This is a genomic window from Cellulosimicrobium sp. CUA-896, assembly GCF_001942335.1.
GTDB lineage: Bacteria > Actinomycetota > Actinomycetes > Actinomycetales > Cellulomonadaceae > Cellulosimicrobium.
Genome location: NZ_MKKH01000038.1, coordinates 1 through 22,369 on the forward strand (window position 1 = coordinate 1; position 22,369 = coordinate 22,369).

Annotated in this window: 9 protein-coding genes and 6 pseudogenes; 3 read left to right on the forward strand and 12 right to left on the reverse strand. The window is 76.0% G+C overall.

Going from position 1 to position 22,369, the window contains the following annotated elements; all coding sequences use genetic code 11:
- Positions 1–37: 37 nt before the first annotated feature.
- From topA to BJF88_RS12510, 5 genes and pseudogenes are all read right to left on the reverse strand, one after another.
- A pseudogene (gene topA, locus BJF88_RS12485) lies at positions 38–2,835 on the reverse strand (type I DNA topoisomerase).
- A gap of 1,561 nt (positions 2,836–4,396) precedes the next feature.
- Positions 4,397–5,131, reverse strand: a pseudogene (locus BJF88_RS23670) (SbcC/MukB-like Walker B domain-containing protein); the annotation flags it as partial.
- 707 nt (positions 5,132–5,838) lie between these two features.
- A complete protein-coding gene (locus BJF88_RS12500; RefSeq protein WP_075829047.1) occupies positions 5,839–7,764 on the reverse strand; it encodes an ATP-binding protein in 1,926 nt (641 codons plus the stop codon).
- Positions 7,764–8,522, reverse strand: a complete 759-nt coding sequence (locus BJF88_RS12505) for a DUF4194 domain-containing protein (RefSeq protein WP_075829048.1) — start codon at positions 8,520–8,522, stop codon at positions 7,764–7,766. Before BJF88_RS12505 ends, BJF88_RS12500 begins: the two co-directional genes overlap by 1 nt.
- The gene (locus tag BJF88_RS12510; protein ID WP_075829049.1) at positions 8,519–10,180 is read right to left on the reverse strand and encodes a DUF3375 domain-containing protein; all 1,662 of its coding nucleotides are present in this window, start codon (positions 10,178–10,180) and stop codon (positions 8,519–8,521) included. Before BJF88_RS12510 ends, BJF88_RS12505 begins: the two co-directional genes overlap by 4 nt.
- A gap of 268 nt (positions 10,181–10,448) precedes the next feature.
- On the opposite strand from BJF88_RS12510, the gene BJF88_RS12515 reads away from it, so the two are divergent.
- The gene (locus tag BJF88_RS12515; protein ID WP_255372002.1) at positions 10,449–11,159 is read left to right on the forward strand and encodes a vitamin K epoxide reductase family protein; all 711 of its coding nucleotides are present in this window, start codon (positions 10,449–10,451) and stop codon (positions 11,157–11,159) included.
- 32 nt (positions 11,160–11,191) lie between these two features.
- Here the strand turns inward: BJF88_RS12515 and BJF88_RS12520 are convergent, their stop codons facing one another.
- From BJF88_RS12520 to BJF88_RS23675, 5 genes and pseudogenes are all read right to left on the reverse strand, one after another.
- Positions 11,192–12,841, reverse strand: a complete 1,650-nt coding sequence (locus BJF88_RS12520) for a methyltransferase (RefSeq protein ID WP_369824595.1) — start codon at positions 12,839–12,841, stop codon at positions 11,192–11,194.
- Positions 12,842–12,897: 56 nt separating this feature from the next.
- A complete protein-coding gene (locus tag BJF88_RS12525) occupies positions 12,898–13,449 on the reverse strand; it encodes a hypothetical protein (protein WP_139316057.1) in 552 nt (183 codons plus the stop codon).
- An 11-nt stretch (positions 13,450–13,460) separates the two neighbouring features.
- Positions 13,461–14,189 (reverse strand): hypothetical protein, encoded by a 729-nt coding sequence (locus BJF88_RS12530; RefSeq protein WP_139316058.1) that lies wholly within the window; start codon positions 14,187–14,189, stop codon positions 13,461–13,463.
- Between the two features lie 111 nt (positions 14,190–14,300).
- A pseudogene (locus BJF88_RS12535) lies at positions 14,301–16,624 on the reverse strand (sodium-translocating pyrophosphatase).
- A gap of 166 nt (positions 16,625–16,790) precedes the next feature.
- Positions 16,791–17,381, reverse strand: a pseudogene (locus BJF88_RS23675) (alpha/beta fold hydrolase); the annotation flags it as partial.
- 271 nt (positions 17,382–17,652) lie between these two features.
- Here BJF88_RS23675 and BJF88_RS12545 point away from each other — a divergent pair.
- Positions 17,653–19,097 (forward strand): annotated as a pseudogene (locus BJF88_RS12545) (M18 family aminopeptidase).
- 69 nt (positions 19,098–19,166) lie between these two features.
- Complete coding sequence (locus BJF88_RS12550; RefSeq protein WP_075829052.1) at positions 19,167–21,635, forward strand: DEAD/DEAH box helicase; 2,469 nt, start codon at positions 19,167–19,169, stop codon at positions 21,633–21,635.
- A gap of 114 nt (positions 21,636–21,749) precedes the next feature.
- Here BJF88_RS12550 and BJF88_RS19165 read toward each other — a convergent pair.
- Positions 21,750–22,166: pseudogene (locus BJF88_RS19165) on the reverse strand (Rv3654c family TadE-like protein); the annotation flags it as partial.
- On the reverse strand, positions 22,106–22,369 hold a 264-nt coding region (locus BJF88_RS20530), incomplete at its 5' end, for a TadE family type IV pilus minor pilin (protein WP_304441370.1). The gene BJF88_RS20530 and the pseudogene BJF88_RS19165, both read right to left, overlap by 61 nt.

Here is a 22,369-nt window from a genome sequence, read left to right on the forward strand (position 1 = left end):
CGGTTCTACCTCGGTGAGAGCGCTCGGCCTCACCGGGTCACTTCTTCGACGCGGCCGGCTTCTTCGCGGGGGCCTTCTTCGCCGCCGGCTTCTTGGCGGGAGTGCGCTTCTTCGCCGGGCCCTGCGCTCGCTTCTCGGCGAGGAGCTCGATCGCGCGCTCGGGCGTGATCGACTCGGGCGTCAGGTCGCGCGGGAGCGTGCGGTTCGTCTCGCCGTCGGTGACGTACGCGCCGAACCGCCCGTCCTTGACGACGATCGGCTTGCCGCTGTTCGGGTCGTCGCCGAGCTCGCGCAGCGGCGGGGTCGCGGCGCGCTGCCCGCGGCCGCGCTTCGGCTGCTTGTACAGCTCCAGCGCCTCCTCGAGCGTGACGGTGAACATCGCCTCCTCGCTCGGGAGCGTGCGCGAGTCCGTGCCCTTCTTGAGGTACGGGCCGTACCGGCCGTTCTGCGCCGTGATCTCCTCCCCCGACTCGGGGTCGGTGCCGACGACGCGCGGCAACGACAGCAGCTGCAGCGCGTCCTCGAGCGTGATCGTGTCGAGCGACTGCGTCTTGAGCAGCGACCCGGTGCGGGGCTTCGGCTGCGCCGCCTTGGCCCGCTTCTGCGCGGCGGCGGACAGGCTCGTGTCGATCGGCGGGAGGTCGAGCACCTCGGTCACGTAGGGGCCGTAGCGGCCGGCCTTCGCGACGACCTGGTTGCCCGAGACGGGGTCGGTCCCGAGCACCTTCCCGTCGTCCGCGCCCGCGGCGAGGAGCTCGCGCGCTTGGCGACGGTCAGCTCGTCGGGCGCGACGTCGTCGGGGACCGAGGCGCGCGGCGGGTTCTCCCCCTCCTTGACCTCGGCCGAGAGGTCCTCGACGTACGGCCCGTAGCGGCCCACCCGCAGCTGGAGCCCCTCGCCGATCGGCACCGAGTTGATGCCGCGCGCGTCGATGTCGCCGAGGTTCTCGACGAGCTCGCGCAGCCCCTCGCCCTCGGGCCCCCGCGCGGCGTCGCCGAAGTAGAACTGCGTGAGCCACTCCACGCGGTCGCGGCGGCCGGCGGCGATCTCGTCGAGGTCGGCCTCCATCGACGCCGTGAACCGGTAGTCGACGAGGCGGTCGAAGTGCTCCTCGAGCAGGCGCACGACGGCGAACGCGAGCCAGCTCGGCACCATGGCCTGGCCGCGCGTGAGCACGTAGCCACGGTCCTGGATCGTCGAGATCGTGGACGCGTACGTCGACGGCCGACCGATACCGAGCTCCTCGAGCGCCTTGACGAGGCTCGCCTCGGTGTAGCGCGGAGGTGCCGACGTCGAGTGCCCGGCGGCCTCGAGGTCCTCGCCGCGCAGCGCGTCGCCCTCGGCCATCTGCGGCAGCCGGGTCTCGCGGTCGTCGCCGCCCTTCGCGCCGAGCGACTCCTCGGCGTAGCGGTCGACGTCGGAGCTCTCCTCGTACGCGGCGAGGAAGCCGCGGAACGTGATGACCGTGCCGGAGGCCGCGAAGACGGCGTCGCGTCCGGCGAGCGCGTCGGCGCCCGCGCCGGCCAGCGCCGCGCCCAGGCGCACGGAGGCCGTCGACCCCTTGGCGTCGGCCATCTGCGAGGCGACGGTCCGCTTCCACACGAGCTCGTACAGCTTGAACTGGTCGCCGCTCAGCTCCTTGGCGACCTGCGCGGGCGTGCGGAACGAGTCACCGGCGGGGCGGATCGCCTCGTGCGCCTCCTGCGCACCGGCGTTCTTCGACGCGTACACGCGCGGCTTGTCCGGGACGAAGTCGCCGCCGTACAGCTCGGCGGCCTGGCGGCGCGCGGCGCTCGTCGCCTCGGCGGACAGCGACGGCGAGTCCGTGCGCATGTAGGTGATGTAGCCGTTCTCGTACAGCGACTGCGCGGTGCGCATCGTCTGCCGCGAGGACATGCGCAGCTTGCGGCTCGCCTCCTGCTGGAGGGTCGAGGTCGTGAACGGCGCGGCCGGGCGGCGCGTGTACGGCTTGGTCTCGAGCGAGCGCACGGCGAAGTCGGCGTCCGCGAGACCGGTGACGACGGCCCGCGCCGTCGCCTCGTCGAGGTGGACGACCCCGGCACGCTGCCCGCCGGACGCCTTCAGCTGCCCGCGGTCGTCGAAGTCGCGCCCGGACGCCACGCGCTCGTCGCCGAGCTGGACCAGGCGCGCGGAGAACGTCTTGCCCGCCTCGTCGGGAGCGGCGGCCGCGGCGTCGCCACCCAGCCCGAACGTCCCGGTGACGTCCCAGTACTCCGCGGCGACGAACGCCATGCGCTCGCGCTCGCGCTCCACGACCAGGCGCGTGGCCACCGACTGGACGCGACCCGCCGACAGGCCCTGGCGCACCTTGCGCCACAGCACGGGCGAGACCTCGTAGCCGTAGAGCCGGTCGAGGATGCGGCGGGTCTCCTGCGCGTCGACGAGGCTCGCGTCGAGGTCACGGGTGTTCTGCAGCGCCCGCTGGATGGCCTCCCGCGTGATCTCGTGGAACACCATGCGCTTGACGGGGACCTTCGGCTTGAGCGCCTCGAGCAGGTGCCACGCGATGGCCTCGCCCTCGCGGTCCTCGTCGGTGGCGAGGTAGAGCTCGTCGGCGTCCTTGAGCGCCCGCTTCAGCTCGGCGACCTTCTTCTTCTTGTCCGCGTAGACCTCGTAGTACGGGTCGAAGCCGTTGTCCACGTCGACCGCGAACTTGCCGTACGGGCCCTTCTTCATGTCCGCGGGCAGCTCGGAGGGCTGCGGCAGGTCCCGGATGTGCCCGACGCTCGCCTCGACCTCGTAGTCGTCGCCGAGGTAGCCCTGGATCTTGCGAGCCTTGGCCGGCGACTCGACGATCACGAGCTTGCGTGGCATCCCATCCTGCTTTCGTCGTCCTGCGTCGTGTGCGTGGTCCTGCGTGCGTCGGCCCGGCGGTCCGGTCGTCGCGGTGGTCCGCGGCGTCCTCGTGCCGGAGGCCACGGCGGGAGCGGTCGTGCTCGACGACGACCTGTCGCCGTCGGGCGTCGCACCGCTGCGCTGCCCCGGGGAGGTGCCGGCCTGCGTGCCGGTCCGGGAAGCCTACGACGTTACGCCATCCGCGCCAGCGGCACCCTACCCCCGACCGCGGCGCGGGCCGGGCCGCGCTGTGGACTGCCGGACGAGCAGCAGCACGGCGAAGACCGCGGCGGTCGCCGCGCCGACGCCCGCGACGCCGCCCAGGTAGGCGGTCGCCTCCTGCGTCGTCGTGGTGCTCCACGTGGCCGGCGTCGCGCGGTAGGCCCACAGCGCGGCGGCCGTCGCTCCCGCGCCGACCAGGAGCAGGAGCCCACCCGTGACCACGCGCCCGGCGACCCGCCCACGCCGCGGTCGAGCGAGGACCGGGGCGTGAACGCGCAGACGAGCGCGCCCCAGGCGAGCACCACGAGGACGGCCGCGACGACGTCGCTCGGGCGGTGCCACTGGCCCACGAGCGTCGAGACGCCCGTCGCGGCGGTGTACACGGCGCCAGCACCGCCACGAGCGGTCGCGCGCCCCGCGGCACGACGAGGAGCACGGCGGCCGCGACCGAGGCCGCGACGGTCGTGTGCCCGCTGGGCAGCGAGTTGTCGGCCGTCCAGCCCCCGATGAGGTTCTCGCGCCCGAGCAGCTGGTGCTTGACCACCTGGGTGGTGACGTTGGCGCCGACGACGAGGAACGCGACCTGGACCGCGAGCCCCCAGCGCCGCCGCAGGAGCGCGATGCCCATCGCCGTCCCGAGGCCGACGACGACGAGCGTCACCGAGACCGTGTCGAGCACCGGCTCGGCGACCGCCCACAGCGGTCCCTGGCCGTTCACCGCGCCGTCGAACGCGGCGCGCTCCGCCATCTGCCCGGCGTACGTGTCCACGAAGAAGCGCCAGATCGCCCAGGCGAGCGCCGCGGCCGCGACCGCCACCGCCCCGGCGGCGACGCGCGGGGCGAGACGGACCGCGGCCGAGTCCCGGGCGCGGGACGGCGTCGGTCCGGACGGTGCCGCGGGCACGGGCGGGACGTCGTGGCGCGGGACCGGCATCGGGCGCGTCCCGGGGTCGCCGCGGGTCTGCAGCGGACGGGTCGGAGCCTGGTCGGACGGCATCCTCCCACCGTAGGCGACGTCTGTGCGGGTTCGGGGAAGACCTGTGGAAGGTCGTGTCGGACCGGTCCCGCTACCCCGGGACCACCTCGGCCTCGCGGCCCTCGCGCGCGTCCCGGCCGTCGCGGTAGGCGTCGATGGAGAGCGTCCGCAGGCGCGACGAGCGCCCCGTCGGTTGTCGACGAACCCGACCGCGGAGATGTACGGCTCGATGACGTGGATCTTCTGCAGGGGCGTGACGATGAGCAGCTGGAGTCCCAGCCGGCGGAAGAGCTCGAGCGCGAACCGGGTGGACTCGTCGGACCCGCGCCCGAAGGCCTCGTCGATGACGACGAACCGGAACGCCGTCGAGCGCACCGCGCCCCAGTCGAGCTTGAACTGGTAGGCGAGCGAGGCCGCGAGGATCGTGTACGCGAGCTTCTCCTTCTGCCCGCCGGACTTCCCGCCGGAGTCGGAGTAGTGCTCGTGCTCGGAGTCGTCCGCGCGCGAGCGCTCGGACGCCGACAGCACGAACCAGTTCCGCACGTCCGTCACCCGCCGGCGCCACGCCTCGTCGAGGTCCGTCATGCCCTCGCGCCCGCGGAACCGCTCGACGAGCGCCTTGACGCGCAGGAACCGGTCCTCGGAGTACGACAGCGCCCCGTTGTCCTCGGTGAGCGAGCCGTCGCCCTCGGCGAGGGTGCGGTCGTCCTCGGCGAGGATGCCGTCGCCGTCCGTGCAGGCCCGCAGGTCCCGCTGGAACTCGCGCACCTCCACGTTCGGCGTGCGCGACACCTCGAGCCGGATGTAGCGGCCCGGGTTGTAGTCGATGGCGCGCAACGAGTCGTTGATCGTGTCGATGCGGTCGCGGATCAGGTCGGCCTGCTTCGCGAGCTCCGCGGCGAACCCCGCGATGTCGCGGATCGCGTTGGTGTTGAGGTAGGCCTTGAAGTCGGCCTCGAAGCGCGGCAGGTCGTCGCGCACGAGCCGGTCGTGGATCTCGCGGTAGCCGTCGGCCGAGCGCACGTCCGCGTCCAGCTCCGCCGTCTCGACGGGGTACGCCGAGCGGAACGCGGCCATCTGCCCCGCGACGCGCGTGCCGAGGTCGGCGCGCTCGCGCTGCGCCTGCTCGGCCTCGGCGGTCAGCCGCGAGCGCACGGCGTTCTCGACGGCGTCGAGGTCGGTCGTCCGGGTCGGCACGGCGCCCGCCGGGGCCGCCCCCTCCCGCCCGCCGAGCTCGCGGTCGAACTCGGCGGCGAGCGCCGCCGTCGTCTCGGGGTCGAGCCGCTCCCCCGCGCCGTCGAGCACGGCCCGGGCGCGCTCGCGCGCGGCGCGCGCCTCGTCGAGCGCGTGCCGGTCCGCGCCGAGCGTCGCGACGACGCGGTCGCGCTCCGCCTCGAGCCCGGCACGGCGGCGCGCGTTGTCGTCGAGCAGGCCGGCGAGGCGCCCGAGCTCGTCGCTGGCCTGCTCGAGGCGGCGCTTCTCGTCGTCGAGCTCGGCGACGCGGGCCACCTCGGCACGCCAGTCGAGCTCGTCCCAGTCGCGGTACACCTCGAGGCGGCCCAGGGCGGACGCGCGCGCCTGGAGCGCGGTGCGGCGGGCGGCCGCCGCGTCCCGACGACGCGCGAGGGCGTCGCGGCGGGACGTCACCTCGGCCGCCTGCTCGAGGAGCGCGTCGACCTTGGCCTGGGTGGACCAGCCGAGCACGTACCCGCGCCGGTCGTCGACGGCCCGCACGTCGTTCTTCTCGTGGTGGTCGGGCGAGTGCTTGACCTGGCCCGAGCGGGTCACCGCGCGGGGCAGGCGCCGGAACGCGTCGAGGTCCGCGGCGCACACGTGGTCCGCCCGGCGCTCGAGCTCGGTCCCGACCCACGTCGTGAGCGACGGCGCGCCGTCGAGCGCGCGCACGTCGAGGAGGTCGGCGAGCAGGAGCGTGCCGTCGGCACGGTCGGCGCGGTGCGCCCGTCCCGGGCGCTCGGGTACGCGGTGGTAGACGAGCCGGAGCCCGAGGTGCTCCCGGTCGACCCACGCGGCGACGGCGTCGTAGTGCGCGGCCGGCACGAGGAGCGAGAGCGCGAAGCCGCGCAGCACGCGCTCGGCCGTGCCCTCCCAGTCCGCGTGCTCGGGCCGGACGGCGAGCAGCTCGCCGACGAACGGCAGGTCGCCCGGAGCGAGCCCGACGCCCGCGCACAGGCGGTCGCGGACGTCGAGGTGGGTGCTCGGGAGGTTCGACCGTCGGTCCGCGAGGCTCGCGAGCTCGGCCTTGCGTCCGCGGTCTCCTGCTCGACGGCGCGCAGCGCGGCGGCGACGTCCCCGGCCTCCTCCTCGGCCTGCGCGAGCTCCTCGCGCACCGCTCGCGCGACCGCGTCCGCCTCGTGGTGCAGCGCGGCGAGGGCGTCGGCGTCGACGAGCGCGTCCGCGGCGGCCCGCACGGCGGCTGCGGCGGCTCCGGTGTCGGCGACGGCTGTGGTGTCGGCGACGGCTGCGGCTGCCGAGGAGTCGGAGTCGGAGGAGGAGAAGGAGGAGGGGGTCAGACCCGCCTGGACCGCGTAGCCCGCGAGCTGCGTGACGCGGCGCTCGCGCGCGGCGCGCTCGACCTCGCGGCGCGCGACCTCGCCCTCGATGGCGGCGAGCCGGTCGCCGCCGTGGCCGGCCCGCTCGAGCTCGAGCCGCTGGCGCTCCGTGGCCAGCACGCTCAGCTCCTCGCCGGCGCGGGCGCGACGCTCCTCGCCGTCGGTCACGCGCTCGTCGAGCGCGCCGATGAGCCCGTCGAGGTCGGCGACCCGCCGCGAGGCCGTGAAGGCCCGCAGCGCGTCGCGCCGCGCGACGAGCGCGTCGGCCCGCTCGCCCAGCGCGTCGTGCGCGTCGCAGTCGGCGAGCAGCGGCGCGAGGCGCTCCACCTGCGCGGTGGCGCGCACGACGGCGTCGTGCGCGCTCGTGAGGTCGTCGAAGTGCGCGACGAGCCGGTCGGTCCAGCGGTCGGCGTCGAACGGCTCGAGCATGTGCTCGCGCACGAACTCGCCGAGGTCGCCCACCGACTTCATCGACACCGTCTGGTGGAACAGGTCCATCGCCTGCTCCGAGGGGATGCCGAGCAGGCGGCGGAAGTCGCGCCCGTACTCCGGGAAGTGGTCGCGCACCTGCGCCCCGGCCGTGCGCAGCCGGCGGCGCAGCGCCGTGACGTCGCCGCCGAACCCTGCGAAGTCCTCGGTGATCGTCAGCGGGCGGTCCGCGGTGACGAAGAACCGGTCCGGCTGGCCGGCCTGGCCCGGCGCGAGCCAGAACACCTGCGCGAGCGTGACCTCCTGGTCGAACCCGCGGTTGGCGAACCGCCCGAGGACGACGGAGTACGTGCCCTTCTCGCGCAGCCCGACGTGGCGGGTCGTGCCGGTGGCCTCGTCGCGCTCGGCCTTGTAGTGCCCGGCGACGTACGAGCGCAGCGACCGCTCGCGCGCCCCCGCGCCCGCGGCCTTGTTGTAGGAGATGCGGTGCGACGGGACGAGCAGCGTCGTCACGGCGTCGACGATGGTCGACTTGCCGGAGCCGATGTCGCCGGTGAGCAGCGCGTTGCGCCCGTCGAGGTCGAACGCCCACACGCGCTGGTCGAACGTGCCCCAGTTGAGCACCTCGAGGCGCTCGAGGCGGAAGCCCGCGCGCGCGTCGAGGTCGGCCGCCGGGTCGTGCAGCTCGACCGGGCTGAACAGTCCCTCCATCACGCCACCGTCCCTCTCGTCGCCGTCGCGCTCGTCGCCGTCCCGCTCGCTGCCGCCGTCCCGGGCGCCCCGTCCTCGCGCCCGGCCGCGACGTCGAGGTACTGCGCGAGCCGCGCGTCGAAGTCGGCGAGCCACTGCGCGTCGACGAACGCCTTGAGGATGCGGCGCACCTCGAACCTGCGGGCGTCGGCCGGGCCGTCGTCCCCGGAGGGGGCACGCTCCCCCTCGGGCGACCCCGCGCCGTCGGGCAGCGCGTCCCGGCCCGCGGGGCGCAGGAAGCCCAGCTCGACGACGCGCCGCACCAGTGCGTCGACGCGGTCCACGAGCCGCGCCTCGTTCGCGGCGGCGCCCGCGTCCTGGGCCAGGAACACGCGCAGGAGGTCGACGATCTCGGCGCGCGTGAGCACGAGCCGCGTGTCGCCGCCCTCGGAGTCGGACTGCGCGAGGCGCTTGCGCAGGAGCGCGAGCAGCAGGCTCACGTCGAACGGCAGCTCGCGGCGCGGGATCAGCCGGGGCACGCGCTCGTCGCGCTCGTGCTCGGGCTGCGAGCGCAGGTAGGCGTAGCCGTCGCCCTCGTCGACGACGACCTGCAGACCGAGCAGCGCGACGGTGTCGCGCACCTGTGCCTCGTGCGCGAGGAGGTCGCGCCAGGTCTCCTCGCCGGCCTCGCGGTACACGACGCCCTTGAGCAGCGACGTGACGACGACCGACAGCTCGGGTCCGCGGGCGGAGCGGGTCGTGCTCGCCGACGTGCTCACTCGGTCTCCTCGGGTGCGTGCTCGGGTCGGGCGGGGGCCGCGGCGGCCGGGAGGATCGACCGGCGGGCGAACGTGACGCGCGGCAGCCGCGCCACGCGCACCACGGGGGCGTGGGCGTCGCCCGTGTCGCCCGGCGGCGCGGGTGCCTCCCCGGTCCAGGTCACCTCGTCGCTCCGGTCGTCGTCGTGCACGACGGCGAACCGCGGGTCGTCGAGCGACAGGTACGTCACGAGCTCGGCGAGGCCGTGCTCGAGCGGCGCGTCGTGCACGAGGTCCGCGAGGGAGACCTGGCCGCGACGGCCGAGCGCGTCGCGGACGGTGCGGGCGAGCCGCTCGGGGTCGACGTGCACCTGCTCGTAGAGCGCGGCGACCTCGAAGTCCTCGTCGCCCTCCTCCACGAGGTCGGAGTCCACGCGCGCGCTCGGTCGCGGCGCGAACAGCGGGCGCTCCGTCGGCAGCACGACCTCGGGCGCAACGGCGTCGACCGGCATGCCGGGAGGCGTCGCGAGGTCGGGGTCCGCGCCGGGGCCGCGCGGCGCGTCCCGGGCGACGTCGCGCGCCGCCAGGGCCTTCGCCTCGACCCCGCGCAGGATGTCCATGACGCGGCGGTTCTCGAGCCACACCTGGTCGTCGAGGAAGCGGCGCAGCTGCTCCGACAGGGTGCGCACGGTCGCCTGGGTGCGCTCGCCGGCGTCGAGCCAGTCGTAGTGGACGCGGCGCAGACGGCGGTGCTCGGCGGTGCGTGCCGCGTCGGTGGGGGCGGCGGGGCGCACGGAAGGGCCCGCGGGCGGCTCGGCGTCGAGCGCGATCGCGTCGAGGGACTGGACACGGTCGACGAGCGCCGCGAACTCCTCCTGCCGCCTCCGGTCGAGCAGGAAGTCGTAGAAGGCGTGGAACGACCGGCCCTGGTCGGACTCGGCGATCGCGGTGCGCGAGCGCACGACCTCCTCGAGCAGCTCGCCCTTGGCACCGTCCCAGCCGGTGATCCGCTCGCGCAGCGCGCGGTCGAGGGAGCGGAAGTTCGCCTCGACCTCGCGGAAGTCGGACAGCAGGTCGGCCGCGGTCTGCGTGAGCTGTTGGTACCGGTCGCGCTGGGCGGCGGCGTCGAGCACGGCGACACGGCCCGCGCGGACCTGGGCGATCTCTTCGTCGAGGCGCGCGCGACGCTCCTTGAGCTCCCGCAGGCGCTCGGCGGGGTCGGTCTGGGTGCCGACGGCGAGCTGGCGGAGCAGCTCGAAGACGGTGTTGAGGCGCGACTCGGTGCCGACGAACGCGCGACCGCGCAGCCCCGCCACCCACCGCACGGCCTGCTCGACGGCGGGCGTGGCGTCGTAGTGGGGCTCGGCCGAGCCGGGCGGGTACCAGGCGCGCAGCCACCCCTGGTCGGGGTGGGCCCAGTGGTCGACGTACGCCTGCGGGGTGCGCGGGTACCGCGGTTCTGCCCCAGCCCCTGCCCCAGCTCCCGTCCCGTCCGCGCGGCGCAGCGCCCACAGGTGGTCGTCGAGCCGTGCGACGAGCTCGCCCTCCGGGATCGCGCGCACGTTCTCCTCGACGAACACGGTGCCGAGGAACGACAGCACGAGCGGCGCGGTGTCGGCGCGCAGGAGCCTCCACGCCGCGCTCGTGCGCCGCAGGGCGTCGACGTCCTCGTGCTGCACGCGCGTCCTTCCGGGTCCGGGTCGCGCCCGGGTCGTCCGGACGCCGCACGATCCTAGGTCGCCGCGACGCCGTGACGTGCCAACGGCGCGGACGGGGTCCCGTCCGGGCGAGGACCATGGTCCCTGTCGGCCGCCCGGTCCGGCTTCCTACGCTGGTCACGGCGTCAGGCCGGCAGCACGCCCACCCTGCCGGCCGGACGCCGCCACGCACCGGAGGACCGGTGCGTCCCGTCGCCCGCGGCCCCGCGTCGCCACCGGAGGACTGCCCGTGCACGACGCGCCCGCCTCGCTCGCACCTCGTGCCGAGGGCCCGTCCACGGAGGACGACGGGCGCGACGACGGCACGGCGCCCGGCACGGCGCCCGGCACGATCCAGCGCCCGACCGGGTGGAGGCACTCCCGCACGCTGCTGTTCGGCGAGATGCTCGTCTTCGCGCTGCTGAGCCTCGTCGCCGCGTTCGTGCTGTCCGACGACGCGGTGCGGCTCGCGGCGGACCCGACGGCGACGCTGTCGTGCGACGTCAACACGGTCCTGTCGTGCGGCACGGTGGCGCGGTCGTGGCAGGCGCAGCTCTTCGGCTTCCCCAACGCGTTCCTCGGGCTCGTGGCGGAGCCGGTGGTCGTCACGACGGCGGTCGCGGCGCTCGGCGGCACCCGCTTCCCCCGCGGGTTCCTGCTCGCCGCGCAGTGCGTGTCCGGCCTCGGCGTCGTCCTCGCGTACTGGCTGCTCGCCCAGTCGATGTGGGTGATCGGTGCGCTGTGCCCGTGGTGCCTGCTCGTCACGGTCTCGACGACGCTCGTGTTCGCGTCGCTGCTGCACTGGAACGTGCTCGAGGACACCCTCTACCTGCCGCGGCGCGCGCAGGCGCGTCTGCTCGCGTTCGTGCGGTCGGGAGCGTACGGGTATCTCGTCGCGGCGTGGCTCGTCGCCCTCGCCGTCCTCGTCCTCGCGAGGTACGGACCGGCGCTGCTGGCCTGACCTCAGGGAGCGCGTGGCTCGCTCCCGGGCGATCAGGGCACCGGGGCGACCGGGACGAGGAACCCGTCCCCGACGAGCCCCCGGACCTCGGGCAGCAGCTCGGCCGCGAGGTCGTCGGCCGGGACCTCGAACAACGCCGCGATCGCGCCGACGAGCTGCCCGACGCTGAGCTCGCCGTCGCTCGCGCCGACCAGCGCGGCGAGGCCGGTGGAGGCCCGCACCGCCCGGCCGAAGCCGTCGCCCTGGCGCAGCAGCACGACGCTCGGGTCCGGCGCGCCCGGCGTGTGGAACCGCTCCTCGGTGACGTCGCCGGCGACCGCGAGGTGCTCGGCCGCGAGCCCCGCGTCGTCGCGCACCGCGAGCCAGTCGTGCGCCGCGAGCGCCGCCGCGAGGTGCGCACCGAGCGGCTGCCGCACCGCGCCGGTGCGCTCCTCGACCCGGCGCAGCGTGGGGGCGCCCGAGCGCGGACGGCGCAGCGTCACGATCCCGAAGCCGACCCCCTCGACGTCGCGCGCCGCGAAGTCGTCGAGCCACGCCCCGTACGCGGCGGCCCACGCCTGCGGGTCCCGGTCCGGCGTCGTCCCGCCGTCGCGGATCCACGTCTCGGCGTACTCGGCCGGGTCGAGCACCTCGCGCTGCACGACCCATCCGTCGAGGCCGGCCGCGTCCAGCCACGCGCCGACGCGCTCGTCCCACGGCTCGTCGCGGCGGTGCTCCCAGTTGCCCAGCAGCTGCGCGACGCCGCCCGGCGCGAGCACCGACCCCACGCCCGTGATCAGGTCCCGCACGAGGTCGTCGCCCGCCCGGCCGCCGTCCCGGTACTCGTACGCGGGGACACCGTCGCCCGCACCGCGCGGGGTGATGACGAAGGGCGGGTTGGACACGACGAGGTCGAACGCCTCCCCGGCCACCGGCTCGAGCATCGACCCGGCACGCAGCTCGACGGAGGCGCGCGGGGTCCCCGGCGCGGCGGGCGCGAGGTCGAGCGCGGCGTTGAACGCCGCGAAGCCCAGCGCGCGGGCGGAGACGTCGGTCGCCACGACGTGGCGCGCGTGCCGGGCCGCGTGCAGCGCCTGGATGCCGCAGCCGGTGCCGAGGTCGAGCGCCCGGTCCACCGGCGTGCGGACGGTGACCTGCGCCAGGGTGAGGGACGCCCCGCCCGCACCGAGCACGTGGTCCCCGGCGAGCGGGCGACCGGTCGCCAGCTCGCCCAGGTCCGACGCCAGCCACCACTCGACCGTCCCCGCCGCGTCCGTCGCCACGTGAGGGCTCAGGTCGACGAGCGCGCGAACCGCGTCGTCGGGACCGCGCCCCGCCGCCTCGACGAGGCCGAGGAGCGCGGCGCCGTCGGTCCCCGTGCGTGCGAGAGCCACGTCCAGCGCGCGGCGCGGGACGTCGTCGCCCAGCAGGAACAGGCGCGCGAGGGTGCCCGCCGGGTCGGTGCCCCCGCCACCCGCGGCGCCCAGCGCCCGACGCGCGGGCACGGACTGCTCGCGGTGGAGGGCGGCGGACGCGACCGGTCCGAGCCGCCGCTCCAGGCCGTCGACGGTGAAGTCGGCGCCGCCGAGGTCGGCGCGCAGGGCCTCGACCGCCGTCGCCAGGGCGCCGGCGTCCCACCCGGTGCCGGGCGGCGGCGTGCTGGGCGCGGGCAGGGACGGCGACGGGCGCGGTGAGGACGGCACGCGACCATCCTCGCGGATCGGCGTCCGCGTCGCCGCGACGGCCCGCGCGGCAGGGCTCAGCAGTTGGCGGTCGTGTACGCGCCGACGCTCTGCCCGGCCTGCTGGAACGACTCGTCCGTCATCGCCGACATCGCGTCCGAGACCTTCGACATCGCGTCGGGGTTCGACGGGTCCTCGAGCGCGCTCGACAGGCCGTCGGTCACGGACCGGAACGTCGTCGCCATCGTGGTCCAGTCGTCCGCGATCTCCGCCGGGGGCTCGACGTCCTCGAGCGTCGTCGTGAGCTGCTCGAACGTGTCGATCGCCGCCTGCGGGTCGTCCTGGTCGATGCTCGTCATCTCCGTGCTGAGCTGCTCGAGGGTGTCGGTCGCGGCGCAGACGTCGGTCGCCCCGTCCTGGGCGCCCTCGTCCTCGGCCCCCTCGGCCTCGACCTCGGCGGAGTCCTCCTCGGCCGGGCTCTGCTCCGCCGCCTCCGTCGAGGTGGTCTCCTCGGCCGCGGCGTCGTCGGTCTCTCCGCCGTCGGCGCCGCACGCGGCGAGGCCGAGGACGAGCAGGGCGCTGGTCGCGAGGGCGGTCGTGGTCGTCGAGATCGTGTTCCGGATGCGCATGGCGACCATCGTCACGGACGATCGGCCGCACGGCCTGCTCGAATGCCGCAATCGGGGAGTCCTGCCCATGTGAGGAACCCCATACGACGCCGGGCGCACCGCGGCCGCGCGCGCTCAGGCCGGGCACCCCGCGCGGAAGAACTGGGTGACACGCTCCGAGGACCCGGTGAGCGCCGCGGTGTCGATCCGCGCCCGACGCGGTCGAGAGCCCGCGCGAGCTCGGCCCGGTCGTCCGGTCCGGCCGCCTCGACCGCGTCGGCGATCATCCTCACGTACGTCGCGACGACGCCCCAGTCACGGGCGATGTCGGCCGGCGGCTCCGCGGCGACGAGCGCGTCGCGCGCCGTCGTGAAGCCCTCCACCAGCTCCTCGGGGTGCTCCACGGTGACGTCGAGCTGCGCGGCCGCGGCGTCCGCCCATGCGCGTTCGGCGGCGAGGCACGCCGGGTCGGGCGTCGCGCCGTCGGGCGTCGCGCCCTCGGGATCCTGGGGCGTCGCGCCGCCGCCGCCGGCGTCGGCGTCGGCGTCCGTCGGCGCGTCCCCCGCACCCGCCCCGCCGGTCTCCGGCGCGACGGGTCCGGCGCCTCCGTCCGCCGCGGGCGACGGCGCAGGAGCCGGGGCGGCGGGCGACGACGGGATCGTCACGACGTCGAACGCCCCGCTGGCCGCCGTCGTGACGCACAGCCCGGCCAGGACCGCGAGCACCACGCCGTGCGCGACGAGGCGGGCCCGGGATCGCATGCCCACATCATGACGTCTGCACGCAGGAAGGACGAACCGCCCGGACCGGACGCCCCCGCCGCGCCGGCGCACGAGAACACCCGCCGCGCCTCGGCGCGCGGCCGCGCCCCGTCAGGTCGCGCTCGACACCCGCTCGCGCACCTCGGCCACCCCGGCGCGCTCGACCCGCGCCGCCCGCACGCGCGAGGCGACGACGGCGCGAACGCGATCGCCGCGGCGACCACGGCGATGCCGATCCGCAGCGCCTGGTTCGCGTCGGCGGGGACGCTGAGCAGCACCACGGCCGGGGCGATGAGCACCGACACGAGGTTCATGACCTTGATCAGCGGGTTGATCGCCGGGCCGGCGGTGTCCTTGAACGGGTCGCCGACGGTGTCGCCGATGACCGTCGCGGCGTGGGCCTCGGAGCCCTTGCCGCCGTACGCGCCGTCCTCGACGATCTTCTTCGCGTTGTCCCACGCGCCCCCGGAGTTGGCGAGGAACACCGCCATGAGCACCCCGGCGCCGATCGCGCCCGCGAGGAAGCCCGCGAGCGGCCCGACGCCGAGGCCGAACCCGACCGCGATCGGGGCGAACGCCGCCAGCAGCCCGGGTGTCGCGAGCTCGCGCAACGAGTCGCGCGTGCAGATGTCGACGACCTTCCCGTACTCGGGGCGCTCGTCGAACGTCATGATCCCGGGGTGCTCGCGGAACTGGCGGCGCACCTCGAAGACGATCGCCCCGGCCGCGCGGGTCACCGCGTCGACCGCGAGGCCCGAGAACAGGAAGACCGTGGCCGCGCCCAGGATCACGCCGACCAGCGTGACGGGCGAGATGATCTCGTAGTCGAGCATCGACGTCACGAGCCCGGTCCCGACGTCCTGGACGTCGCGCATCGCCTGGTCGACGGCGTCGGCGTAGGAGCCGAACAGCGCCGTCGCGGCGAGGACGGCCGTGGTGATCGCGATGCCCTTGGTGATCGCCTTCGTCGTGTTCCCCACCGCGTCGAGGTCGGTGAGGATCTGCGCGGCCTCGGGGTCGGCGACCTCGTCCGCGCCGCCCTCGCCCGACGACATCTCGTAGATGCCCTGGGCGTTGTCCGAGACCGGGCCGAACGTGTCCATCGCGACGATCACGCCGACGGTCGTCAGCAGGCCGCAGCCCGCGAGCGCCACGAGGAACAGCGCGAGCCACACCGAGCCGCCCGCGAGCAGGAACAGCCCGCAGATCGCCGCCGCGACCACGCCCGCCGTGTACACCGCGGACTCGAAGCCCACGCCGATGCCGGACAGCACCACGGTCGCGGCTCCCGTGCGCGACGTGGCGGCGACGTGGAGCGTGGGCTTCGACGTCGTGCCGGTGAAGTAGCCCGTGATCCAGAGGATGATGCCCGCCAGCACGACGCCGATGACCACGGCGAGGCTCGCGACGACGCGCGGGTCGGCCGCGACCCCGCTCAGCTCGCCCAGGTCGGCCGTGCCGTCCAGCCCGGCGAACGACGACGGCAGGTAGACGAACGCCGCGACCGCGGCGAGCAGCGCCCCGACGAGCGCCGAGAGGTAGAAGCCCCGGTAGATCGCCCGCAGCCCGTTCTCCTGACCGCGCACGCGCGTGATGAAGACGCCGAGCACCGCGACGAGCGCGCCGACCGCGGTGACGACCAGCGGGAAGACGAGGCCCTCCTCGCCCATCGCCGCCTTGCCGAGGATGAGCGCGGCGACGAGCGTCACCGCGTAGGACTCGAACAGGTCGGCCGCCATGCCCGCGCAGTCGCCGACGTTGTCGCCCACGTTGTCGGCGATCGTCGCCGCGTTGCGCGGGTCGTCCTCAGGGATGCCCTGCTCGACCTTCCCGACGAGGTCTGCACCCACGTCGGCCGCCTTCGTGAAGATGCCGCCGCCCACGCGCATGAACATCGCGAGCAGCGCCGCCCCGAACCCGAACCCCTCCAGCACCGCAGGTGCGTCCCCTCGGTACAGCAGCACGACGCCCGCCGCACCGAGCAGCCCTAAACCCACGACGGACATCCCCACCACGCCGCCGGTGCGGAACGCGATGCGCGCGCCCGTGGCGCGGCCCCCGGGACGGGTGGCCGCGGCGGCGACGCGCACGTTCGCCCGCACGGCGAGCCACATGCCGAGGTAGCCGATCGCGGCCGAGAACCCGGCGCCCACGAGGAACGCGACCGACCGGCCGACGCGCACGCCACCGTCGCCGGGCAGGAGGAACAGGAGCCCGAACACGATCACAGCGAAGAGCGCGAGCGTGCGGAACTGCCGGTTGAGGTACGCGCCCGCACCCTCCTGCACCGCCTGCGCCACGTCGCGCATCGCGGGCGTCCCCTCGTCGGCGGCCAGCACCTGTCTGCGCAGGACGAGGGCGAACGCGAGGGCGACCAGACCGATCGCGGCGATCACCCCGACGATGGTGAGACTTCCGGTACCGAATGTGGGCATCCGTCCTCCTTGACGACTGCGGCGCGCCGCTCCCCTGTCGGCACGATGGGGGTGAGTCTACGCACGTGTGGCGCACGTCACGACCACGCGGACGCCCCGTCGTCGGGCGGTCCCGGCGGCGGTGGTCCGAGCCGTGCGCGCACCAGCCGTGCGACGCGTCCGGCCGGGTGAGCGGGAAGAGGTGCCCCTCTCCCGCGAGCCCGACGCGCGGGACGCCGAGCCGGTCGGCGAGCTCGCGCTGGGAGCGCAGGAACCGCCCGCCGGCCCGGGTGCCGGTGATCAGGAGCGCCTCGGTGGACGGCGCGAGCCGCCGCCCGGACTCGAGCAGTGCACGCACCCGCGGCGCCTGCGCCCAGCTCGCGAACCACTGCGCGGCGATCGCGCGCCAGGCGTCGTCGTGGCCGTACCGGGCGGCGGCGACCGTCGGGTCGAGCAGGTCGGGCCGACGGGTGGTCAGCCGGACGGCGGCCCGGCGCAGCGCGGGACCGGCCGGGGCGAGCACCCGCCCGAGCGCCGCGGCCGTCGCCGTGCCGGCCCGTGCGAGCGGAGTGCCCGGGTGCAGCGCGGGCACGTGCGGCTCGTCCGGGCTCTCGGGGTCGAGCAGCACGAGCCGCACCACCTCCTGCGGGTACCGCAGCGCCCACTCGAGCGCGGCGAGCCCGCCGGAGGAGTGGCCGACGAGCACGACGTCGGACGTGCCGTCGACCCCGAGCGCGCCCGGACCGTGGCGGCGGGAGCGGTCACCGGGGTCCGCCACGCGTCGAGGACGCGGACGTCACCGTCGGGCGGCGCGAGAGCGCGCGCGAGGGGGACGAAGTCCTCCGGCGCGAGCGCGAGCCCCGGCAGCACCACGGTCACCGGCGGTACCGCGGTCACCGGGGCGGGCGCGGTGTCGGTCATCGCGGCGGCACGGGCGTACGGTCGGCGGCCACGAGCACAGGCTAGGACCGTGCCCCCGGGAGTGCCTCCAGGAGGGCGCACGGGACGCGGCGCGGTGCGGTGGGGTGAGGTGCGCGAGACTGTTCCTCATGCCCGCACCGACGCCCGACGCCCTCGCGCACGCCCACGACCTCGCGACGTTCGTGGAGGCGTCGCCCTCCTCGTTCCACGCGGCGCACGAGGTCGCGCGCCGGCTCGAGGCGGCGGGCTTCGTGCGGCTCGACGAGGCGGCGGCGTGGCCGCGCGGCGCGGCGGACGTGCCGGCCGACGGCGAGGACACCGGAGCGGGCGGGCGCTACGTCGTCGTGCGCGACGGCGCGGTGATCGCCTGGGTCGTGCCGCCCGGTGCGACGGCGACCACGCCGTACGCGATCCTCGGCGCGCACACCGACTCGCCCGGTTTCAAGCTCAAGCCGCGCCCGAGCAGCGTGCGCGAGGCTGGTGGCAGGCCGGCGTCGAGGTGTACGGCGGCCCGCTCCTCAACTCCTGGCTCGACCGCGAGCTCGAGCTGGCGGGGCGCGTCGTCACCGGAGACGGCTCCCGGGCCGAGCACGTGCGCCTCGTGCGCACCGGGCCCCTGCTGCGCATCCCCCAGCTCGCGATCCACCTGGACCGCCAGGTCAACGAGGGGCTCACCCTCGACAAGCAGCAGCACACGCACCCGGTGTGGGGTCTGGCCTCGGCGGCCGGCGCCGCGGGTTCGGACGCAGCGGGACCGGCGGGCGGGGGCGAGCACGACGAGCGGGCCGCGGGCGCAGACGTCCTGGCCGAGCTCGCGCACCACGCGGGCGTGCGCGCGAGCGAGATCACGGGGTACGACGTCGTCGTCGCCGACACGCAGGCCCCGCGCGTCTTCGGCGCACGCGGCGCGTTCCTCGCCTCGGGCCGGCTCGACAACCTCGTCTCGGTGCACGCCGGGCTCACCGCGCTGCTCGACGTCGCGGGAGCGATCCCGCCGGGTGGTGCGTCCGCGGGGACGCCGGGTACCCGGGCGGCCGCGCCCACCACGATCCCCGTGCTCGCCGCGTTCGACCACGAGGAGATCGGCTCCGAGTCGCGCTCCGGCGCGTCCGGGCCGTTCCTCGCGGACGTCCTCGCGCGGATCGACGCGATGACGGGCGCCGGCGAGGAGGAGCGGCACCGCCGTCTCGCCGCGTCGCTGTGCGTCTCGAGCGACGTCGGGCACTCGGTGCACCCGAACTACCCGGAGCGCCACGACCCCGCGGTACGCCCGCTCGCCGGCGGGGGGCCGATCCTCAAGATCAACGCGAACCAGCGCTACACGACCGACGCGCACGGGGCCGCCGCGTGGGCGCGCGCGTGCGCGGAGGCCGGCGTGCCGAGCCAGGAGTTCGTGTCGCGCAACACCGTGCCGTGCGGGTCGACCATCGGCCCGCTCACGGCGACGCGCCTCGGCATCCGCACCGTCGACGTCGGCGTGCCGATCCTGTCCATGCACTCCGCGCGCGAGCTCACGGCCGTCGTGGACCCGTGGTACCTCGCGCGTGCGGTCACGGAGGTGTTCCGCGGCTGAGCCGCTCCGCGCGGTCGCGCACGAGGTGCGGCATCCGCCGGACGGGCGCGGGGTGGGAGACTCGGTGCCGTGCCCGACGCCCCTGCCCCGACGACGAACGCGCTCCTCGACGTGCTCGTCGCGGGCGGTCGCCGCGCGGACCGGCTCACCCACGTGCGCGAGCTGCCCGCGCGCGACGGGGTGCAGGGCGACTGGCCGGCCTGGGCGGACGCGTCGCTCGTCGCCGGGTACCGCGCGCTCGGCGTGCAGCGCCCGTGGGTGCACCAGACCGTCGCCGCCGACGCCGCGTGGTCCGGCCGGCACGTCGCGCTCGCCACGTCGACCGGGTCGGGCAAGTCGCTCGCGTTCTGGCTGCCCGCGCTGACGTCCGTGCGCGCCGACGCCGCGCGGCGCGCGCTCGACCCCGGACGCATCGAGTCGGTGGCTCGCCGCGGCGCGGTGCTCTACCTCTCGCCCACGAAGGCGCTGGCCGCCGACCAGCTCGCCGGGCTGCAGCGCCTGCTCGACGCGGCCGGCACGCGCGACGTGCGCGTGGCGACGTGCGACGGCGACACCTCGCCGGACGAGCGCCGCTGGGTGCGCGAGCACGCCGACGTCGTCCTGACCAACCCCGACTTCCTGCACTTCGCGCTCCTGCCGAACCACCGCCGGTGGTCGCGGCTGCTGCGCGACCTGCGCTACGTCGTCGTCGACGAGGGGCACGCCTACCGCGGCGTGTTCGGCGCGCACGTGTCCCTCGTCCTGCGGCGCCTGCGCCGCCTCGCCGCGCACTACGCGAAGGACGGTGCACCGGGGCCGACGTTCGTCGTGGCCTCCGCGACGACGGCCGACCCCGCGGTGTCCGCGGCGCGTCTCGCGGGCGTCGCGCCCGACGACGTCGTCACGGTCGCGGCGGACTCCTCGCCGTCGGGCCACCGCACGTTCGCGCTGTGGGAGCCGCCGGTGGTCGCGGGCTTCGAGGCGACGCACCCGGACGACCCGTCGGTGCCCACCGCGACCGAGGACGCGCCCGAGCACCCGCGCCGCAGCGCCACCGCCGAGGCGGCCGACCTGCTCGCCGACCTCGTGCTCGCCGGCGCCCGCACGCTCGCGTTCACGCGCTCGCGGCGCGGCGCCGAGTCCGTCGCGGTGCAGACGCAGGACTACCTGCGGCCCGTCGACGCGGACCTCGCGCGGCGCGTCGCGGCGTACCGCGGCGGCTACCTGCCCGAGGAGCGGCGCGAGCTCGAGGAGGCCGTGCGGTCGGGGGCCGTGCGCGCGCTCGCGACGACGAACGCGCTCGAGCTCGGCGTCGACATCTCCGGGCTCGACGCCGTGCTCGTCGCGGGCTGGCCGGGTACCCGCATGTCGGTCTGGCAGCAGGCGGGCCGCGCGGGCCGCGCGGGCGCGGACGGGCTCGTGGCGTTCGTCGCGCGCGAGGACCCGCTCGACACGTACCTCGTGCACCACCCGGAGGCGATCTTCGACGCCCCGCTCGAGGCGACGGTCTTCGACCCCGCCAACCCGTACGTGCTCGCTCCCCACCTGTGCGCCGCGGCCGCGGAGGTCCCGCTGCGCTCGGCCGACCTCGCGGCGTTCGGCGACCCCGCTGCCGTGACGGACCTCCTCGGCGTCCTCGTCGCGCGGGGCGCGCTGCGCCGCCGCACCTCGGGCTGGTACTGGACGCACGCGCAGCCCGCGGCCGGCATGACGGACCTGCGCGGGTCGGGCGGGTCGCCGGTCCGCGTCGCCGAGGCGAGCACCGGCCGGCTGCTCGGCACCGTGGACGCCGCGTCCGCCGACGGGTCCGTGCACGACGGCGCCGTGTACGTCCACCAGGGCTCGACCTACGTCGTGGACCGCCTCGACCTCGCCGACGGGGTCGCGCTCGTGCGGCGCACCGACGTGGACTACGGCACGTGGTCGCGTTCCGTGACCTCGATCGAGATCGCCGACGAACCGGCCCACGGTGACGCCGCCGCGGGGCGCGAGGTCGTCGAGCGGCGGTGGGGTCCCGTCGGCTGGGGCTACGGCCCGGTCGACGTCAGCTCGCAGGTGATCAGCTTCCAGCGCCGTCGGCTGCCGGACCTGCAGATCCTCGGCACGGAGAACCTCGACCTGCCGGAACGCACGCTGCCGACCATGGCCGTGTGGTGGACGGTGCCCGAGTCCGTCCTCGCCGAGGCGGGAGTCGACGCCGACGCGGCGCCCGGCGCCCTGCACGCGGCCGAGCACGCCTCGATCGGCCTGCTCCCCCTCCTCGCGACGTGCGACCGCTGGGACCTCGGCGGCGTCTCGACCGACCTGCACGCCGACACCGGCGAGGCGACGGTCTTCGTCTACGACGCCTACCCCGGCGGCGCGGGATTCGCCGAGCGCGGGTTCGAGCTCGGCGCGACGTGGCTGCGCGCCACACGCGACGCGATCGTCCGCTGCCCGTGCCACGACGGGTGCCCCGCGTGCGTGCAGTCCCCGAAGTGCGGGTCCTACAACGCCCCGCTCGACAAGGCGGCGGCCGTGCGGCTCCTCGACGCGGTCCTCGCGCACGCGCCCGACTGAGCCGCACACCGTCCTCGCGCGGGGACGCCCGGCTCGCGCCGCCGACCGCACGCGTCGCCGCGCTGCTGCTCCTGGCGTGGCCCGCCGCCCGCGCGCCGAGGCCGGCCCGGCCCGTGCGGCGGCCGTCGCCTCCCCCAGCGCGACGCCGAGCACGTCGACCGCCGGCCCGGCGACGGCGTCGACGCGGACGCTGCCGTCGCCGGCCTCCGCGCAGCCCGTGATGCGCACCCCGTTGCGCCCCGCCGTCTCGCGCGCCCGCCCGCACGCGTCCCAGCCGTCGCGCAGCGCAGACGCCGCCGCGAGCGCCGCGAGGTCGGCGCCCGCCTGGGCGCGGCCCCGGAGCACCTGCGCCTGCGCGAGCGCGCCGAGCGCGAGGAGCACGACGACGAGCCCGGCGACGATCCCGAGGACCAGCACCGTGCCGGCACCGCGCTCGTGCTCCGCGCGGACGGCGGCGGCTCGCGCCGCCGTCACGGCTCGACCCGTGCCACGGCGTGGCCGTCGGCCCGCAGCGGGGCGGACGCCAGCCATCCGCCGACGACCGGTGTGCTGACGGTGACCTCGACCCACGGGTCGCCGCGCCGGACGGTCACGCGCGCGTCCGCCCCGGCGACGTGCTGCGCCGTCGAGCGCACGACCGTGTCGTCCTCGCCGATCGCCGCGGCCCGCGCGCCCGCCCTCGCGCGTCCGCGGAGCGCATCTGGGCGCCCGCGGCCGCGGCGAGGGTGAGCACC

Bases quoted from the DNA above. Each gene is read 5' to 3' on its own strand.
- BJF88_RS12500 (WP_075829047.1), bottom strand. From the start codon at position 7,764: ATGGAGGGACTGTTCAGCCCGGTCGAGCTGCACGACCCGGCGGCCGAC.
- BJF88_RS12525 (WP_139316057.1), bottom strand. From the start codon at position 13,449: ATGCGCATCCGGAACACGATCTCGACGACCACGACCGCCCTCGCGACC.
- BJF88_RS12530 (WP_139316058.1), bottom strand. From the start codon at position 14,189: ATGCGATCCCGGGCCCGCCTCGTCGCGCACGGCGTGGTGCTCGCGGTC.